The 16892-nt window shown below is 64.0% G+C and carries 14 protein-coding genes; all 14 read left to right on the top strand.

All coding sequences use genetic code 11. From position 1 onward, the window contains the following. Window positions 1–39 precede the first annotated feature (39 nt). Complete coding sequence (gene infB, locus JJB74_RS20410) at window positions 40–2916, top strand: translation initiation factor IF-2 (protein WP_200594929.1); 2877 nt, start codon at window positions 40–42, stop codon at window positions 2914–2916. 181 nt (window positions 2917–3097) lie between these two features. Next, the gene (gene rbfA / locus JJB74_RS20415; protein ID WP_200594930.1) at window positions 3098–3487 is read left to right on the top strand and encodes a 30S ribosome-binding factor RbfA; all 390 of its coding nucleotides are present in this window, start codon (window positions 3098–3100) and stop codon (window positions 3485–3487) included. After that, a complete protein-coding gene (gene truB, locus JJB74_RS20420; RefSeq protein WP_200594931.1) occupies window positions 3477–4394 on the top strand; it encodes a tRNA pseudouridine(55) synthase TruB in 918 nt (305 codons plus the stop codon). Before rbfA ends, truB begins: the two co-directional genes overlap by 11 nt. 261 nt (window positions 4395–4655) lie before the next feature. Beyond that, entirely contained in the window at window positions 4656–6491 is a 1836-nt protein-coding gene (gene typA / locus JJB74_RS20425) for a translational GTPase TypA (protein ID WP_200594933.1), read from the top strand. Between the two features lie 244 nt (window positions 6492–6735). Continuing rightward, a complete protein-coding gene (locus JJB74_RS20430) occupies window positions 6736–7227 on the top strand; it encodes a chemotaxis protein CheW (RefSeq protein ID WP_200594935.1) in 492 nt (163 codons plus the stop codon). 181 nt (window positions 7228–7408) lie between these two features. Further along, the gene (locus JJB74_RS20435; protein WP_200594936.1) at window positions 7409–7900 is read left to right on the top strand and encodes a chemotaxis protein CheW; all 492 of its coding nucleotides are present in this window, start codon (window positions 7409–7411) and stop codon (window positions 7898–7900) included. A gap of 10 nt (window positions 7901–7910) precedes the next feature. After that, a complete protein-coding gene (locus JJB74_RS33960) occupies window positions 7911–9674 on the top strand; it encodes a methyl-accepting chemotaxis protein (protein ID WP_200594938.1) in 1764 nt (587 codons plus the stop codon). Window positions 9675–9720: 46 nt separating this feature from the next. Further along, window positions 9721–10986, top strand: a complete 1266-nt coding sequence (locus JJB74_RS20445) for an EAL and HDOD domain-containing protein (protein WP_200594940.1) — start codon at window positions 9721–9723, stop codon at window positions 10984–10986. A 13-nt stretch (window positions 10987–10999) separates the two neighbouring features. Beyond that, the gene (locus JJB74_RS20450) at window positions 11000–12112 is read left to right on the top strand and encodes a protein-glutamate methylesterase/protein-glutamine glutaminase (protein ID WP_200594941.1); all 1113 of its coding nucleotides are present in this window, start codon (window positions 11000–11002) and stop codon (window positions 12110–12112) included. A gap of 104 nt (window positions 12113–12216) precedes the next feature. Beyond that, a complete protein-coding gene (gene cheY, locus JJB74_RS20455; protein WP_200594943.1) occupies window positions 12217–12615 on the top strand; it encodes a chemotaxis response regulator CheY in 399 nt (132 codons plus the stop codon). 1 nt (window position 12616) lies between these two features. Further along, window positions 12617–13285 (top strand): protein phosphatase CheZ, encoded by a 669-nt coding sequence (gene cheZ, locus JJB74_RS20460; protein WP_200594944.1) that lies wholly within the window; start codon window positions 12617–12619, stop codon window positions 13283–13285. Window positions 13286–13321: 36 nt separating this feature from the next. After that, window positions 13322–14509 (top strand): EAL and HDOD domain-containing protein, encoded by a 1188-nt coding sequence (locus JJB74_RS20465; RefSeq protein WP_200594945.1) that lies wholly within the window; start codon window positions 13322–13324, stop codon window positions 14507–14509. Between the two features lie 472 nt (window positions 14510–14981). Beyond that, window positions 14982–15302, top strand: a complete 321-nt coding sequence (locus JJB74_RS20470; protein WP_200594946.1) for a hypothetical protein — start codon at window positions 14982–14984, stop codon at window positions 15300–15302. A 133-nt stretch (window positions 15303–15435) separates the two neighbouring features. After that, window positions 15436–16596, top strand: coding sequence for a flagellar biosynthesis protein FlhB (gene flhB, locus JJB74_RS20475; protein WP_200594948.1), 1161 nt, complete (start codon window positions 15436–15438; stop codon window positions 16594–16596). Window positions 16597–16892: the final 296 nt, after the last annotated feature.

The following is a 16892-nucleotide window of genomic DNA, read 5'->3' on the forward strand; positions in this document are numbered from 1 at the left end:
GCACACATCATCAACGCGTCACATAGAAAAGAGGACTGAATGGCGAGTAACAACGTAGCCCAATTTGCCACCGAGCTGAAAATGCCGGCCGACCTGCTGCTGACCCAATTGCGTGCAGCGGGCGTCGACAAGAGCTCGACCTCCGACCAGCTTTCCAAGGAAGACAAGGACAAGCTTCTCGGTCATCTGCGACGCGCGCATGGTGTGTCGCCAGATAGCGAAAAGAAAAAGATCACGCTGACCCGCAAGGAAACCACCGAGATCAAGCAGGCGGATGCCACCGGCAAGTCGCGCACGATCCAGGTGGAAGTGCGCAAGAAGCGCACCTTCGTCAAACGCGACGAGCCGATCGAAGCTGCGGCCCCGGCCACCGCTTCGGCGGCACCGGCCGCGCCAGCGATTGATCCGACCGAACTGCAGCGCCAGGAAGAGGCGCGCCGCCAGGCCGAGATCGCCGAGCGTCAGCGCGCCGAGCAGGCCGCCCGGGAAGAAGCCGAGCGTCTGCGCATCGAGCACGAGCGCATCGAAGCCGAGCGCCGTGCACGCGAGGAAACCGAGCGCCGCGCTGCCGCGGAAGCTGCTGCCGCCAAGGCCGCGGCCGAGGAAGCGGCAAAGCGTTCCGGCGCCAAGCCGCAGCCGGCTTCGCCGCAGGCTGATGCCGAAGCCCAGGCCGCCAAGCGCGCCGCCGAGGAAGAAAAGCGCAAGCGTGATGAAGCCGAAGCCAAGGCGGAAGCCGAGCGCCGCGACGCCATCGAGCGCGCCCGCAAGGCCGTTGCCGACGAGGTGGCGCAAATCCGCGCGATGATGAATGCACCGCGCCGCGTGATCAAGGCACCGGAACCGGTCGCTGCGAAAACCGCGGTCAAGCCGGCCGAAGGCACGCTGCACAAGCCCGCCGAGAAGAAGGCGGCGACGGCGCCCGCGACCGAAGCGAAGAAGGATGACAAGAAGCCGGCAACCGGCGACAAGAAGTCGATCAAGTCGGCCAATGTCTCCTCGACCTGGCAGGACGACGCCAAGAAGCGCGGCACGGGCGGCATGAAGACCCGCGGCCCCGGCGCCGGCGGCGGACGCGATGGCTGGCGCTCCGGCGCGCGCGGCGGTCGCCGCGGCCATGCCGACGACCGCGAAAGCAATTTCCAGGTACCGACCGAAGCCGTCGTCAAGGATGTGCATGTTCCGGAAACCATCACGGTGGCCGAGCTCGCGCACAAGATGGCGGTCAAGGCATCCGAGGTGATCAAGCAGCTGATGAAGCTGGGCCAGATGGTCACCATCAACCAGGTGCTGGACCAGGAAACCGCGATGATCGTGGTCGAGGAAATGGGTCATACCGCGCATGCGGCCAAGCTCGACGATCCGGAAGCGATGCTGACCGAGGGCGCCGAGCAGACCGATGCGCCGCAGTTGCCGCGCGCGCCGGTGGTGACCGTGATGGGTCACGTCGACCACGGCAAGACCTCGCTGCTCGACTATATCCGTCGCGCCAAGGTGGCTTCCGGCGAAGCCGGCGGCATCACCCAGCACATCGGCGCGTATCACGTGAAAACGCCGCGCGGCATGATCACCTTCCTCGACACCCCGGGCCACGAAGCGTTTACTGCGATGCGTGCCCGCGGCGCGAAGGCGACCGATATCGTCATCCTGGTGGTGGCCGCCGACGACGGCGTGATGCCGCAGACCAAGGAAGCGATTGCGCATGCCAAGGCTGCCGGCGTGCCGCTGGTGGTGGCGATCAACAAGATCGACAAGCCGGGTGGCAACGTCGACCGCGTTACCCAGGAATTGATCGCCGAGCAGGTCGTGCCGGAAGAATACGGCGGCGATTCGCCGTTCGTGCCGGTGTCGGCCAAGACCGGCCAGGGCGTGGACGACCTGCTGGAAAACGTGCTGCTGCAAGCCGAGGTGCTGGAGTTGAAAGCACCGGCGGATGCGCCGGCGCGCGGCCTGGTGATCGAAGCCAAGCTGGACAAGGGTCGCGGCCCGGTGGCAACCGTGCTGGTGCAATCCGGCACGCTGCGCCGCGGCGACGTGGTGCTGGCCGGTTCGGCCTATGGCCGGGTGCGCGCGATGCTGGACGAGAACGGCAAGAACATCGCCGAAGCCGGTCCTTCGCTGCCGGTCGAGATCCAGGGTCTGACCGAAGTGCCGGCAGCCGGCGAGGAAGTCATGGTCATGGGCGACGAACGCAAGGCGCGTGAAATCGGCCTGTTCCGCCAGGGCAAGTTCCGCGACGTGAAGCTGGCCAAGCAGCAGGCCGCCAAGCTCGAGAACATGTTCGAGCAGATGGCCGAAGGCGAAGTCAAGACACTGCCGATGATCATCAAGACCGACGTGCAGGGTTCGCAGGAAGCGCTGGTGCATTCGATGCAGAAGCTGTCGACCAACGAGGTGCGGGTGCAGATCGTCCATGCGGCGGTTGGCGGCATCACCGAGTCGGACGTGAACCTGGCGATGGCATCGAAGGCCGTCATCATCGGCTTCAACACCCGGGCCGACGCCCAGGCGCGCAAGCTGGCTGAAGCCAACGGCGTCGACATCCGCTACTACAACATCATTTACGACGCCGTGGATGAGATCAAGGCGGCGATGTCGGGCATGCTGGCGCCGGAGAAGCGCGAACAGGTCATCGGCCTGATCGAGATTCGCCAGGTCATCCTGGTCAGCAAGGTTGGCGCGATCGCGGGCTGCTATGTGCTCGAAGGCGTTGCGCGCCGCGGCGCATCGGCGCGCCTGTTGCGCAACAACGTGGTGGTCTGGACCGGCGAGATCGATTCGCTAAAGCGCTTCAAGGATGACGTGCGCGAAGTGAAGTCCGGCTTCGAGTGCGGCCTGACCCTGAAGAACTACAACGACATCAAGGAAGGCGACCAGCTCGAGATGTTCGAAGTCCAGGAAGTGGCGCGCACGCTGTAATACCGGCGTCAGTCAAATCCGGTCGGGATCCGGGGGTGTACGATGTGCGCCGTTGGATCCCGATTTTTTTATGGGCGCGATCATCGCGGTCATTGCGATACGCCCCGGCTCGTCGGTCCGCCCGCAGCGCTCAAACGCGCATTGCCCGGCCGCCCGGCATCATCTTCTCCAGCTAGCGATCATGGCCAAACACAGCAAAAGCATGCCGGCACGCGGACAGCGCGTGGCCGACCAGATCCAGCGCGACCTTGCGGAAATCATCAGCTACGAGCTGAAGGATCCGCGCGTCGGCATGGTCACCATCACCGAAGTACAGCTCACCCCGGACTATGCGCATGCAAAGGTCTACTTCACCACGCTGGCCGACAATCCCGACGTGGTGCGCCAGACCCAGCACGGCCTGTCCAAGGCAGCCGGCTTCATACGCAACCAGCTCGGTCACCGTTTGAAGATCCATACACTGCCGGAACTGCATTTCCATTACGACAGCGCGCCTGCCCACGGCGCGGCGTTGTCCAAGCTCATCGACGAAGCCAATGCCACCCGGGCAAGGGATGCGGATGAAGAGTGAAGGCAAGCGCAAGCGTGTGCCGGTGCACGGCGTGCTGCTGCTGGACAAGCCCGAGGGCCTGTCTTCCAACGATGCGCTGATCCGCGCCAAGCGGATGTTGAACGCGGAGAAGGCCGGCCACACCGGCACGCTCGATCCCTTCGCCACCGGCCTGCTGCCGCTATGCTTTGGCGAGGCGACCAAGTTCTCGCAAGACCTGCTCGAAGCCGACAAGGAATACGAGACCATCGTGCATCTCGGCGTGACGACTGCCACCGGCGATACCGAAGGCGAAATCGTTCGGCAATGCGACGTCGATGCGAGCCTGGATGTGGCCCGCATCGAAGCGGCGCTGGAAGCCTTTCGCGGTGAGATCGATCAAGTCCCGCCGATGCACTCGGCCCTCAAGCGCGACGGCAAGCCGCTGTATGAATATGCGCGCGCCGGCATCACGCTGGAGCGCGAAGCGCGGCGCGTGACAATCCATTGTCTTGACTTACTGGAATGGCGCGCACCGTATCTGAAGCTCGCGGTTCGATGCAGCAAGGGCACCTATATCCGCGTGCTCGGCGAAGATATTGGTCATGCGCTCGGCTGCGGCGCGCATCTGAACATGCTGAGACGTATCGGCGTCGGCGCGCTGACATTGCACGGAGCGATGACGCTGGATGCACTGGCAAGCCTGCCGGAGGAGCAACGCGCCGCGGCGCTGGCGCCGGTCGATGCGCTGCTGTCGAGCTTCCCATCGGTGTCGCTCGACGACGAACTGGCGCGTCGCTTCCTGCACGGTCAGCGCCTCGCATTGGGCAAGGGAACCGCGGCCGAGGGCAGGGCACGCGTCTATCGCGCGAGTGACGGCAAACTGCTCGGCACGGCGCGCATGGCGGAATACGGCGTGCTTGCGCCGGAGCGGCTGATCGCGGCTTGAACACGGACGCGTAGGTTGGGCTGACGAAGGATGCCCAACGGAAGTCCGCACGCCATCAACCTTCATGTTGGGCTTATCAGCCCAACCTACCGAAGGAAGCCCTACAGAAGCCCGCACGGGATCGAGCTCCCGTTGGGCTTTTCAGCCCAACCTACCGCCAAACCATTGAAATCCCGGGAGTTTCCCTCAAGTTAGTGCAACTCACCGTGCTACAATGCGCGGCTTGCCGCATCGGCCTCCCTCCTTAGCAGATTCCACATCATGTCAAACACCCAACGCGCTCTGCGCAATATCGCCATCATTGCCCACGTTGACCACGGCAAGACCACGCTGGTCGACCAGTTGCTGCGCCAGTCCGGCACCTTCCGCGAGAACCAGCATGTCGATACGCGCGTGATGGACTCGAATGATCTGGAAAAGGAACGCGGCATCACCATCCTGGCCAAGAACTGCGCGGTCGAATACAAGGGCACGCACGTCAATATCGTTGATACCCCGGGCCACGCCGACTTCGGCGGCGAAGTCGAGCGCGTGCTGTCGATGGTGGACTCGGTGCTGCTGCTGGTGGATGCGGTCGAAGGCCCGATGCCGCAAACCCGTTTCGTTACCCGCAAGGCGCTGGCGCTGGGCCTGAAGCCCATCGTCGTCGTCAACAAGATCGACCGTCCGGGCGCCCGTCCGGAGTGGGTCATCAACGCCACCTTCGAACTCTTCGACAAGCTTGGCGCTACCGAAGAGCAGCTCGACTTCCCGGTGGTCTATGCCTCCGCGCTGAACGGCTACGCCAGCCTGGACCCGGAATCGCGTGGTGGCGACATGCAGCCGCTGTTCGATGCCATCCTCGAGCACGTGCCGGTGCGCGACGACGATCCGGACGGTCCGCTGCAACTGCAGATTTCCTCGCTCGACTATTCCTCCTACGTGGGCAAGATCGGCATCGGCCGCATCAAGCGCGGCCGCGTGCGCGCGCTGCAGGACGTGATCATCATGAACGGCCCCGACAGCACGCCGACGAAGGCGCGCGTCAACCAGGTGCTGAAGTTCAAGGGCCTGGACCGCGTGCTGGTCGATGAAGCCAGCGCTGGCGACATCGTGCTGATCAATGGCATCGAAGAACTCGGCATCGGCACCACGGTGTGCGCGCCGGATACCCCGGACGCGCTGCCGATGCTGAAGGTCGACGAGCCGACGCTGACGATGAACTTCATGGTCAACAGCTCGCCGCTGGCCGGCCGCGAAGGCAAGTTCGTCACCAGCCGCCAGCTGCGCGACCGTCTCGACCGCGAGCTGAAGGCCAACGTCGCGCTGCGCGTGGCGCCGACCGACGACGACACTACCTTCGAAGTCTCGGGCCGCGGCGAACTGCACCTCACCATCCTGATCGAAAACATGCGCCGCGAAGGCTATGAGCTGGCGGTGTCCCGCCCGCGCGTGGTGTTCAAGATGGTCGACGGCGTGCGCCACGAGCCGTTCGAGCTGCTGTCGGTGGACGTGGAAGAAGGTCATCAGGGCGGCGTGATGGAAGAGCTGGGCCGTCGTCGCGGCGATTTGCAGGACATGCAGCCGGACGGCAAGGGCCGCGTGCGCCTCGACTACCGCATCCCCGCGCGCGGCCTGATCGGCTTCCAGGGCGAGTTTATGACGCTGACCCGTGGTACCGGCCTGATGAGCCACATCTTCGACGAGTACGCGCCGGTCGACAATGCCAAGGGCGAAATGGTCGGCCGCCGCAATGGCGTGCTGATCTCGCAGGATGACGGCGCCGCGGTCGCTTATGCGCTGTGGAAGCTGCAGGATCGCGGCCGCATGTTCGTGGTCCACAACGACCCGGTGTACGAAGGCATGATCATCGGCATTCATTCGCGCGACAACGACCTGGTGGTCAACCCGATCAAGGGCAAGCAGCTCACCAACGTGCGCGCTTCCGGCACCGACGAAGCAGTGCGCCTGGTGCCGCCGATCCAGCTCACGCTGGAGTACGCGGTCGAATTCATCGAAGACGACGAGCTGGTGGAAATCACGCCGAAGAGCATCCGCCTGCGCAAGCGCTTCCTGAAGGAGCATGAGCGCAAGCGCGCGTCGCGCGAAGCGGCATAAAGTCTTTCGACTGTTCCGCGAAAACCGCGGATGCCCGGATCACAGAGATCCGTGGCATCCGCGGTTTTTTTATGTCCGCTCGCCGCTGCTGTCGTCAAGTTGAGGACGCCGGATCCCTTTGTGTTGGAAATTTCATCAAAGAAATCTTTCCACAGTTCAATAGTTCTCCAAAATCGTGTAATCTGGTGTCCGATAAACGCCAAGCGCCCGAGAGTGCGGGCCAATTATTCGTCAAGGAGCAACTATGCAAGCAGTCGCCAGCGCAACCAGCGGCAATGACACCCGCAGCAATGAATACCTGGCCTTCAGGCTGGGGCAGGAAGAGTACGGCATCGACATCCTGAAGGTTCAGGAGATCCGCGGCTACGAAAGCGTGACGCGCATTGCGAACGCGCCGGAGTTCATCAAGGGTGTGATCAATCTGCGCGGCATCATCGTGCCGATCGTGGACATGCGCATCAAGTTCGACCTGGGCGAGCCGACGTACGACCAGTTCACCGTAGTGATCATTCTGTCGATCGCTGGCCGGGTGATGGGCATGGTGGTCGACAGCGTGTCGGACGTCACCACGCTGGAGCAGGAACAAATCAAGCCGGCGCCCGAGATGGGCACGGTGCTCAATACCGATTACCTGATCGGCCTGGGCACGCTGGGCGAACGCATGCTGATCCTCCTCGATATCGAGCGCCTGATGTCCTCAGACGAAATGGGTCTGATCGACAAGCTTGCTGCCTGAGGCATGTGCGGCAGATCGCGGCACCCGGCAAGCCTGCGCGTATAGCCATGCGCCGTGTTGCTTCGATCTGCGCCACCTTTTCCCGTCTAATTCCGGCTTTCTCTCCTCAAGACACTCGCTAAGCTGTCGTTAATCTTTTCAACGCTCCCCGCGTCTCATGTAACGAATCTCAGGAAAGCTCATGCAACAGACCGTTCTGAACCCGAACAAGCAGGAATCCGCCGCTCCCTGCAATGAATACCTGGCTTTCAAGCTGGGGCAGGAAGAGTACGGCATCGACATCCTGAAGGTTCAGGAGATCCGCGGCTACGAAAGCGTGACGCGCATTGCCAACGCGCCGGAGTTCATCAAGGGTGTGATCAATCTGCGCGGCATCATCGTGCCGATCGTGGACATGCGCATCAAGTTCGACCTGGGCGAGCCGACGTACGACCAGTTCACCGTGGTGATCATCCTGTCGATCGCTAACCGGGTAGTGGGCATGGTGGTCGACAGCGTGTCGGACGTCACCACGCTGGAGCAGGAACAGATCAAGCCGGCGCCCGAGATGGGCACCGCGCTGAATACCGACTGCCTGATCGGCCTGGGCACGCTGGGCGAACGCATGCTGATCCTCCTCGATATCGAGCGCCTGATGTCTTCCGATGAAATGGGCTTGCTGCTGCAAGCCTGAGGAGCCTTCCATGAATTTTGCCAATCTCACCGTACGCCAGCGACTGGTCATCGGTTTTTCCCTCGTCAATCTCCTGCTGTTGCTGGTGGCCGGCATGGGCATCTACAGCATGTCCGGCATGCAGGCGCGCATGACTCACATCACCCGCTTCAACAACATGGAGGCGGCCAGGATCATCACGATGCGCGACAGCATCTACGACCGCATGATTGCCCTGCGCAATCTCGCATTGATGGAAGAGGAAGCGGACATGCGGCCCGAAGCCGAGCGCGTCGAGAAGCAGGCCGAGGCCTACGTAAAAGCAGAAACCGAGCTCAACGCCCTGTTCGCCAAGGACACCGGTCTTACAGCCAAGGAAAAGGAACTGATTGCGGCCATACGCGAGCAGCAGCAACTGGCTCAACCGCTCATCGAGCGCGCTGCGAAGGCCGGCCTGCGCAATGATCGCGACAATGCCACCAACATCCTGATCAAGGAGCTGCGTCCGGTACAGCGTCGCTGGCTGGACCTGACGAACGATTTGCTGCAGTTCGAGAACCAGCTGTCGGCCGAAGAAATGGAAGCGTCGGACGCGGCCTATGCGAAGGCACGCACCGGCATGATCATTGCAGCCGTTTTTGCCATCCTGGTCGCGGTCGGCGCCGCATGGATCAATATTCGCCTGCTGCGTCGTCAGCTTGGCGGCGAACCGGCGTATGCCGCCGAAGTGGCGAATCGCATCGCCGGCGGCGACCTGACGACCGAAGTGCAGGTGCAAGCCGGCGACAATGCCAGCCTGCTGTTCGCAATGCGCCGCATGCGTGATGAACTGGCCGGCATCGTTACCCAGGTGCGCCAGGGCGCCGAGGCCATCGCCAGCGGTTCGACACAGATCGCCACCGGCAACATGGACCTGTCCGCCCGCACCGAGCAGCAAGCCTCGTCGCTGGAAGAAACCGCTTCCTCGATGGAAGAACTGACCTCCACCGTCAGGCAGAACGCCGACAATGCCCGCCAGGCCAATGGCCTGGCCGTAGCCGCATCGGAAGTCGCCGAGCGCGGCGGCGCAGTGGTGTCGCAGGTGGTGGCCACGATGAACGATATCGATACCGCCTCGCGCCGCATCGCCGACATCATCGGCACCATCGACGGCATCGCCTTCCAGACCAATATCCTGGCGCTGAACGCCGCGGTCGAAGCCGCTCGCGCCGGTGAGCAAGGGCGCGGCTTTGCGGTGGTGGCTTCCGAAGTGCGCAGCCTGGCGCAACGCTCGGCGTCGGCCGCGCAGGAAATCAAGGGCCTGATCGGCGACTCGGTGGCCAAGGTCGATACCGGCAGCCAGCTGGTGAACCAGGCGGGCGCGACGATCGAGGAAGTGGTGCAGAGCGTGCGCCGGGTGACGGACATCATGGCCGAGATCACTGCAGCCAGCAGCGAGCAGAGCGCGGGCATCGAGCAGGTCAATGGCGCGGTCACGCAGATGGACGCGGTGACGCAGCAGAATGCCGCGCTGGTGGAAGAAGCCGCCGCTGCCGCTGGCAGCCTGCAGGAACAGGCAACGCAACTCTCGCGTGTCGTGGACTTCTTCCAGCTGTCCGCGCAGCACGCCGCCGCGCCGGCAACGAAGCAGCCGCCAGTGGCAAGCCTGCGGCGCGTTCCCGCCACGCCAGGCGTGCAAAGCAAGGAGACGCCTTCGAAGCCACATCGGATCGCCACCGCTCCCTCCACGCGCAGCGTGGCCGTATCGCGAAGCGCTGTTCCGGCTGCGGCCGGCGGCGATTGGGAAGAATTCTGAACCGGGACCTGCTGCGCGTTCGCATAGAACGCGCCGCCTTTGACAGATGAACGCACTGCTGACTGACCAATTGCCGCATGAAGCGCAAGACATCTATCTTGCGCGTCAACCCATCGTCGACCGCGGCAGGCAACTGCACGGCTTCGAACTGCTGTTCCGGGACGGACGTTCAAACCGCGCGCACGTGGCATCGCATGCCGCGGCAACGTCCTCGGTGATCCTGCGCACGCTGTCGCAGTTCGGCATGGAAAGCGTGCTCGGCAGCATGCCCGGTTTCATCAACTGTGACGCCGATTTCCTGATGAGCGACGCCATCGCGCTGCTGCCGGCGGACAAGGTCGTGCTCGAACTGCTGGAAACCACCGTCGCCAGCATCGAGGTGCAGCGTCGCTGCCTGGAATTGAAGGCGCAGGGCTATCGTTTCGCGCTCGATGACTTCAGCGGCGCCACCGATGACAACCGTGCCTTGTTGCCCATCGTCGATATCGTCAAGGTCGACGTATCGCTGCTGGACCCGGTGGGCCTGGACGCAGTAGCGCGCGAGCTGCGCGGCCTGAACGTGACCCGCGTGGCCGAAAAGATAGAAACCCATGCGCAGTTCGCGATGTGCGGCGAGCTGGGCTTTCACCTGTTCCAGGGCTTTCACTTCGCCCGGCCGCAGATCGTCGCGGGCCGGCAGTTGTCGCCGTCCCAGGCAGCGCTGATGGAAATGCTCGGCATGCTGCAGGGCGACGCCGACGTCCGCGACATCGAGGACGGTTTCAAGCGGCACCCGGCGCTGACGGTGGACCTGCTGCGCCTGGCCAACTCCGCGGCCTTTGGCATGCAGCAGCCGCTGCGCTCGATCGCCAACGCCGTGCTGATGCTCGGCCGTCGGCAGTTGCAGCGCTGGCTGATGCTGATGCTTCTGTCCGGAAGCGGTCGCGACGCGGGGCCGCGCCCGGCGCTGCTGCATCTCGGCGCCACGCGCGGCAAGCTGATGGAGTTGCTGATGCTGCGCGAGCCCGAACATGCGGCGGCCGCCGACAGCGCCTTCATCGTCGGCATCGTCTCGGTGATGGATGCGGTGCTCGGCCAGGACATGGCCACCATCATTGGCGCGCTCGGGCTGGCCGAGGAATTGCGCGCGGCCCTGCTGCGCCGCGAAGGCATGCTGGGCGCCGTGCTGCGGCTGGCCGAAGCGCTCGAAGAGCAGGATGGCGCCGCGGTATCGCGCTTTGTCGCCGACCGGGAAGACCGCGCCGTCGACATGCTGAACCATACCCAGGGCCAGGCGGTGGAATGGGCGAACCGCATCCTCATGGCGGCATGAAGGACTGAAACAGATGAACGCGACATTGGCAGGCCGCCCAAGCGCGGCAAAGATACGGGTGCTGGTGGTGGATGATTCCGCCCTGATACGCAGCGTGCTGAAGGAAATCATCGGCTCGCAGCCGGACATGGAAGTCGTCGGCGTGGCGCCGGATCCGATCGTGGCGCGCGAGATGATCCGCAAGCTCAATCCGGACGTGCTGACCCTCGATGTCGAGATGCCGAAGATGGACGGCCTGGACTTCCTGGAAAAGCTGATGCGGCTGCGGCCGATGCCGGTGGTGATGGTGTCCACGCTGACCGAGCGCGGCTCGGAGATCACGATGCGCGCGCTCGAACTCGGCGCGGTGGACTTCGTCACCAAGCCCAAGATTTCGATCTCCTCCGGCATGCAGGAGTACGCCGATACCATCGCCGACAAGATCCGCGCCGCCGCGCGTGCGCGCATCCGCCGCCAGGCGCCGGCCGCTGCCCCGACTGCGGCCGAGGCCGAGAGCAGGGTGCTGCCGACCTTGAAGAATCCGCTGACCTCGAGCGAAAAGCTGATCATCATCGGCGCCTCCACCGGCGGCACCGAAGCGATCAAGGAATTTCTGATGCAGATGCCTTCGGACTGTCCGGGCATTCTGATCGTGCAGCACATGCCCGAAGGCTTTACCCGGTCCTTCGCGCAGCGCCTGGACAATCTGTGCCGCATCTCGGTGACCGAAGCCGTGCACGGCGAACGGGTTCTGCCGGGACATGCCTATCTCGCGCCGGGGCATTCGCATCTGCTGCTCGCGCGCAGCGGCGCGAACTACATGACCCAGCTCGACCAGGGCCCGCCGGTGAACCGCCATCGTCCATCGGTCGATGTGCTGTTCCGCTCAGCCGCCAGCCATGCGGGCAAGAACGCCGTGGGCGTGATCCTCACCGGCATGGGCAAGGATGGCGCGGCCGGCATGCTGGAGATGCGCGAAGCCGGCGCATGGAACGTGGCGCAGGATGAAGCGAGCTGCGTGGTGTTCGGCATGCCGCGCGAAGCAATCGCGGTCGGCGCCACGCACGAGGTCGGACCGTTGAAGTCGCTGCCCGGCATGGTGCTGGAACATCTGCACCGGCATGGCGGCCGCTCGCTGCGCGTATGAAGCATTGATGAAAATTCGCAAGAGAGCCGCGCCAATCGTGGCTCAAGTTTGTAAAACCCCAGCCGATATAGCGTTATCGGTAACTAGACTCGATGGAGTGCAACATGCCTGATCCGAAAATGAAATTCCTGGTGGTCGACGACTTCTCCACCATGCGCCGCATCGTGCGCAACCTGCTGAAGGAACTCGGCTACAGCAACGTGGACGAGGCCGAAGACGGCCAGATGGCGCTGACCAAGCTGAAGAACGAGCAGTTCGACTTCGTCATCTCCGACTGGAACATGCCGGTGATGAGCGGCCTGGACATGCTCAAGGGCATCCGCGCCGAACCGTCGCTGGCCAAGCTGCCAGTGCTGATGGTCACGGCCGAAGCGAAGAAGGAGAACATCATCGCCGCCGCCCAGGCCGGCGCTTCCGGCTACGTGGTCAAGCCGTTCACCGCCGCCACGCTGGACGAGAAGCTCGGCAAGATCTTCGAAAAGATGGACAAGGCGGGAGCCTGAGATGACTGCAGAGCGGGTCGACGATATCCCGGATACGTCCCGGACGCAGGACGAGCTGCTGACCCGCGTTGGCCACATGACGCGCGCGCTGCACGACAGCCTGCGCGGTCTCGGCTTCGACAAGCTGATCGCGCGCGCCGCGCATGACATTCCCGACGCGCGCGATCGGCTCGATTACGTCGCGCGCATGACCGAGCAGGCGGCGCAGCGGGTGCTGAATGCGACCGAGGCGGCCAGTCCGCTGCAGGAAGACATCGCCGCCCAGGCAGCGCCGCTGGCTGCTGCCTGGCGCGAGGCGCTGGGCGCGGACATGTCCGAAGGCTGCCGCGATCTGGCCACGCGCACCATCGCCTGTCTCGATGGCGTTGGCACGGCATCGGATGCCACGCGCGGGCATCTGCTCGACATCATGATGGCGCAGGACTTCCAGGACCTCACCGGCCAGGTGATCCGCCGCGTCACCGAACTGGCGCACGACCTGGAGACGCAGCTGGTGCAATTGCTGCTCGACTATGCGCCGGCCGACATGCGCGAGTTGCGCAATCTGCCGCGCGAGGCCGAAGAAGGCGACGGTTTGCTCAATGGCCCGCAGATCCGGCCGGAAGGCAATCCCGACGTGGTGGCCGGCCAGGAACAGGTCGACGATCTGCTCGACAGCCTCGGCTTCTGAATTTCGTCTCTCGCCTTAACCGACCACGCAACACTGATGTCCGCTTCCCTTTTCCTGCTGCGCGAACCCTTGCTCGATCCCGCGCGCAAGGTGATCGCGCATGAACTGCGCTGGCAAGCCGGCGCACAATCCGGCGAAGACGCCGACAGTGTCGCCCTGGGCCTGCTGCTCGCCGCCGAGCTGCATCGCGGCGATGAAGGCTGGCTGCTTGCCGACGGCAAGCTGGTGCTGCCGGTGGGACCTGCCTTCTTTGAAAGCGCGGCGGTGCAAATGCTGCCGGGCGCCGCATTCATGCTGACGCTGGAAGAGGGCGCCGCGATTAAGCCCGATGCGCTTGCTGCCGCGCGCGCCGCGGGCTTTCACGTCGCACTGCGCGGCCTGGACATCGATTCCGCGCTGCAGCCGCTGTTGTCCGGATATGAACTCGATGGCGCGGCCAGCGACCTGGCGGCGCAACTGAAGCGGGCCATGGCGCAGCGCGCCCCCGGCGCGCGCATCGCGGTGCGCAACATCGCGGCCTGGAAGCATTACGACGTTTGCGCCGGGGCCGGGCTCGATGTGTACGCCGGCCGGCTCATCGATGCGCCGGCGCCGGCGCAGGCCGCGCGCGGCTTGAATCCATCGCAGACGGTGATTCTGCAATTGATGAACCTGGTCGGCAGGAATGCCGACGTGCGCGAACTCGAAGGCGTCCTGAAGCGCGACGCCGCGATTTCCTACAAGCTGTTCCGCTACATCAATTCGGTCGGCTTCGGCCTCGGCGCCGAAATCACGTCGCTGCGCCATGCGGTGTCCATGCTGGGCTACTCCACGCTGTACCGCTGGCTGTCGCTGCTGCTGGCCACCGCAAGCACCGGCGCGCATGCGGCGGCGCTGATGCAGACGGCCATCATCCGCGGCCGTTTCACCGAACTGCTCGGCCATTACCTGCTGCCGAAGGGCGATGCCGAAAACCTGTTCGTGGCCGGCATGTTCTCGCTGCTGGATCGCTTGCTCGGCATACCGATGGAAGACGTGCTGACGCAGATCCAGCTCTCCGAGGCCCTGTCGCAGGCGCTCACCAAGCGCGCCGGCATCTACGGTCCTTTCCTCGCGCTGGCCGAGAGCTGCGAACGCAGCGACGGCAACAGCCAGGGCTGCGCCGACGCGCTTTTCCTGTCGGCCGAGCAGGTAAATGCGGCGCACTTGGCGGCGCTGGCCTGGGCGCAGAATCTGAAGCTCTGATAGCGGCAGCTGGCGAAATTTACGGTTCGCCTGAACCTGGCCAGCTCCGGGAGTTACTTCCCTCATTCGCAGCAATTCCCCTTGTCGCGTGGCGTGTTTGATGGGCCCTGATGGTCCCTGATGGCACGCGCGACGAGCGGCGCGTGGCGCCGGCTCGCCAGTGATGGTCTTTCCGCGCCAAGCGTACGTTAAGTGACCGCACGCTCGCGGACGACCGCGATTAAAACTCTCCCAGGAAATCAGAGCATGTCCGAGTCTTTATCAGCATCACCGCGTTTCGCATCAACGCCAACGCATACCAATAGCTTGCCGCAGCAGACTGACGCAGCAACACTGCCCTCCGATCCTCCACCGAAGTTGCGCGAATCGCCGCCGGAGCAAAACGTCCTTCTCTTGCCGCGGGAACTGAAACACATCATCAGGCATGCGTGCCCCGGTTGCTGAACGAAGGCTGCTTGCGGAGTACCGACCCTTGCACAACAACGTTCGTTTCGGCCCAGGGTGTGAAGCGCGTTTCCATGGCGTGTCCGCCATTGACTCACTGTTTCGGGACAGCACCGAGTATGGGCTTGAGGCCTATATGCGCGTTATTCTGAATTCCCCGCTCAGCGACGAGGTCAAGGCGCGGGTGCTGCGTCTTGATTATCCGAACCGCACCGGACGGCCCGACATGAACAAGGCGCACCGAAAGTATTGCGAAACGGTGCTCGCAAGCTCACTGCGTGAAGATCTGAAAGACTCTCTCCTGCACGGGACGATGAGCGATTGGAAACCGAGTTGCAGCGTCATGTAAGCCGCCGCTCGCCAAAGAAGGCTGTTTGACGGCCAATTCCCCTTCTATTCCCCGGACCGCCGCGCCGCGGGCCGCGGAATAATCCCGGCAGCCCCGCGCAATCCCCGCGCCGGGCCGCCACACGGGAGCCGCCTTGGCCGAAGACAGCGAATTAGAGAAGACCGAACCAGCCTCACAAAAGCGGCTTGATGAAGCGCGCGAGAACGGCGATGTGCCGCGCTCGCGCGAACTGGCAACCTTCGCCGTGCTGATGGCTGCGGGCGCGGGGCTATGGATGTCGGGTCCGCGCCTGGTCGGCCAGCTCGGCAAGCTGCTCAGCAACAGCCTCGCCTTTGAACGTGAGCAGGCTTTCGACATGAGCCTGTTGCTGACCCACCTCGGCAGCGGCATCGTCGACGTGTTGATCGCCTTCGCGCCGATCGCCGCCGCCTGCATGCTGGCCGCCATCGCTGCGCCCATGCTCATCGGCGGCTTCGTCTTCAGCGGCAAGGCATTCATGCCGAACTTCGCCAAGCTCAATCCCTTGTCCGGCCTCATGAACCTGGTCTCTTCGCATTCGGCGGTGGAGCTCGGCAAGGCCGTGGCCAAGGCGGTGCTGGTGGGTGTCATTGCCTGGGTCGTGGTGCGCGGCCGGCTGGATGAAGCGATGACGCTGGCCACCGAGCCGCTGACCACCGGTTCCACGCATCTCGGCCACATGCTGCTGACCACGTTCATCCTGCTGATCGCATCGCTCGCAGTGACAGCCGCCATCGATGCGCCTTACCAGCTCTGGCATTACGCCAACAAGCTGAAGATGACGCGCGAGGAATTGCGCCAGGAAGCCAAGGAATCCGAGGGCAATCCCGAGATCAAGGCCAAGATCCGTGCCACGCAGCGCGAGATGGCGCGGCGCCGGATGATGGCCGAGATACCGACCGCCGACGTCGTGGTCACCAACCCGACCCACTATGCGGTCGCGCTGAAGTACACCGACGGCAAGATGCGCGCGCCCAAGGTCGTTGCCAAGGGCGCGGATGAAGTCGCTGCCAAGATCCGTGAAATCGCCGGCGAGCACCGCGTGCCGCTGCTGGAGGCGCCACCGCTGGCGCGCGCGCTGTACCGGCACACCGAGCTGGGCGACGAGATACCGCAGGCGCTGTACACCGCCGTGGCAGAAGTGCTGGCCTATGTGTTCCAGCTGCGCGCCTACGGCCGCAATGGCGGCATGCGGCCGCAGCCGCCGACCGAGCTCGACGTGCCGAAGGAGATGGATCCGCTGAATGGTCCAGCGCAGCCGGACGCGGCCGGATGATCATGGGTCGCAACGCGTAGGGTGGGCGCGAGCCCACGCGGCTCATCGATTGCCGCGTGGGCTCGCGCCCACCCTACGCACCGATGCGGCAACGGGCTGCTGTTACCTGTTGTTTTGTTGCCCGCGAAGCCGTTGTTTCGCCCCGAACCCGCAAAAGCACGGTTTTCCCCCTTCTTTTCCCCGGATGCCCGCGTGGCAGCCTCGCCAATAATCTCTCCTGAACATATTTCCCTGCATCAACAGCAGGATGAACCAGGAGCGGATACTTGAAGATGACCATGGCAAAGGCAAAGAGG

Origin of the sequence: Noviherbaspirillum pedocola (assembly GCF_016632335.1) — a bacterium.
GTDB classification, from domain to species: domain Bacteria; phylum Pseudomonadota; class Gammaproteobacteria; order Burkholderiales; family Burkholderiaceae_D; genus Noviherbaspirillum_A; species Noviherbaspirillum_A pedocola.

Coding starts and splice junctions, on each gene's coding strand:
- JJB74_RS20435 (WP_200594936.1), top strand. CDS start 7,409: ATGCAACAGACCGTTCTGAACCCGAACAAGCAGGAATCCGCCGCTCCC.
- cheY (WP_200594943.1), top strand. CDS start 12,217: ATGCCTGATCCGAAAATGAAATTCCTGGTGGTCGACGACTTCTCCACC.
- truB (WP_200594931.1), top strand. CDS start 3,477: ATGAAGAGTGAAGGCAAGCGCAAGCGTGTGCCGGTGCACGGCGTGCTG.
- JJB74_RS20430 (WP_200594935.1), top strand. CDS start 6,736: ATGCAAGCAGTCGCCAGCGCAACCAGCGGCAATGACACCCGCAGCAAT.
- JJB74_RS33960 (WP_200594938.1), top strand. CDS start 7,911: ATGAATTTTGCCAATCTCACCGTACGCCAGCGACTGGTCATCGGTTTT.
- JJB74_RS20450 (WP_200594941.1), top strand. CDS start 11,000: ATGAACGCGACATTGGCAGGCCGCCCAAGCGCGGCAAAGATACGGGTG.
- infB (WP_200594929.1), top strand. CDS start 40: ATGGCGAGTAACAACGTAGCCCAATTTGCCACCGAGCTGAAAATGCCG.
- rbfA (WP_200594930.1), top strand. CDS start 3,098: ATGGCCAAACACAGCAAAAGCATGCCGGCACGCGGACAGCGCGTGGCC.
- JJB74_RS20445 (WP_200594940.1), top strand. CDS start 9,721: ATGAACGCACTGCTGACTGACCAATTGCCGCATGAAGCGCAAGACATC.
- JJB74_RS20465 (WP_200594945.1), top strand. CDS start 13,322: ATGTCCGCTTCCCTTTTCCTGCTGCGCGAACCCTTGCTCGATCCCGCG.
- typA (WP_200594933.1), top strand. CDS start 4,656: ATGTCAAACACCCAACGCGCTCTGCGCAATATCGCCATCATTGCCCAC.
- cheZ (WP_200594944.1), top strand. CDS start 12,617: ATGACTGCAGAGCGGGTCGACGATATCCCGGATACGTCCCGGACGCAG.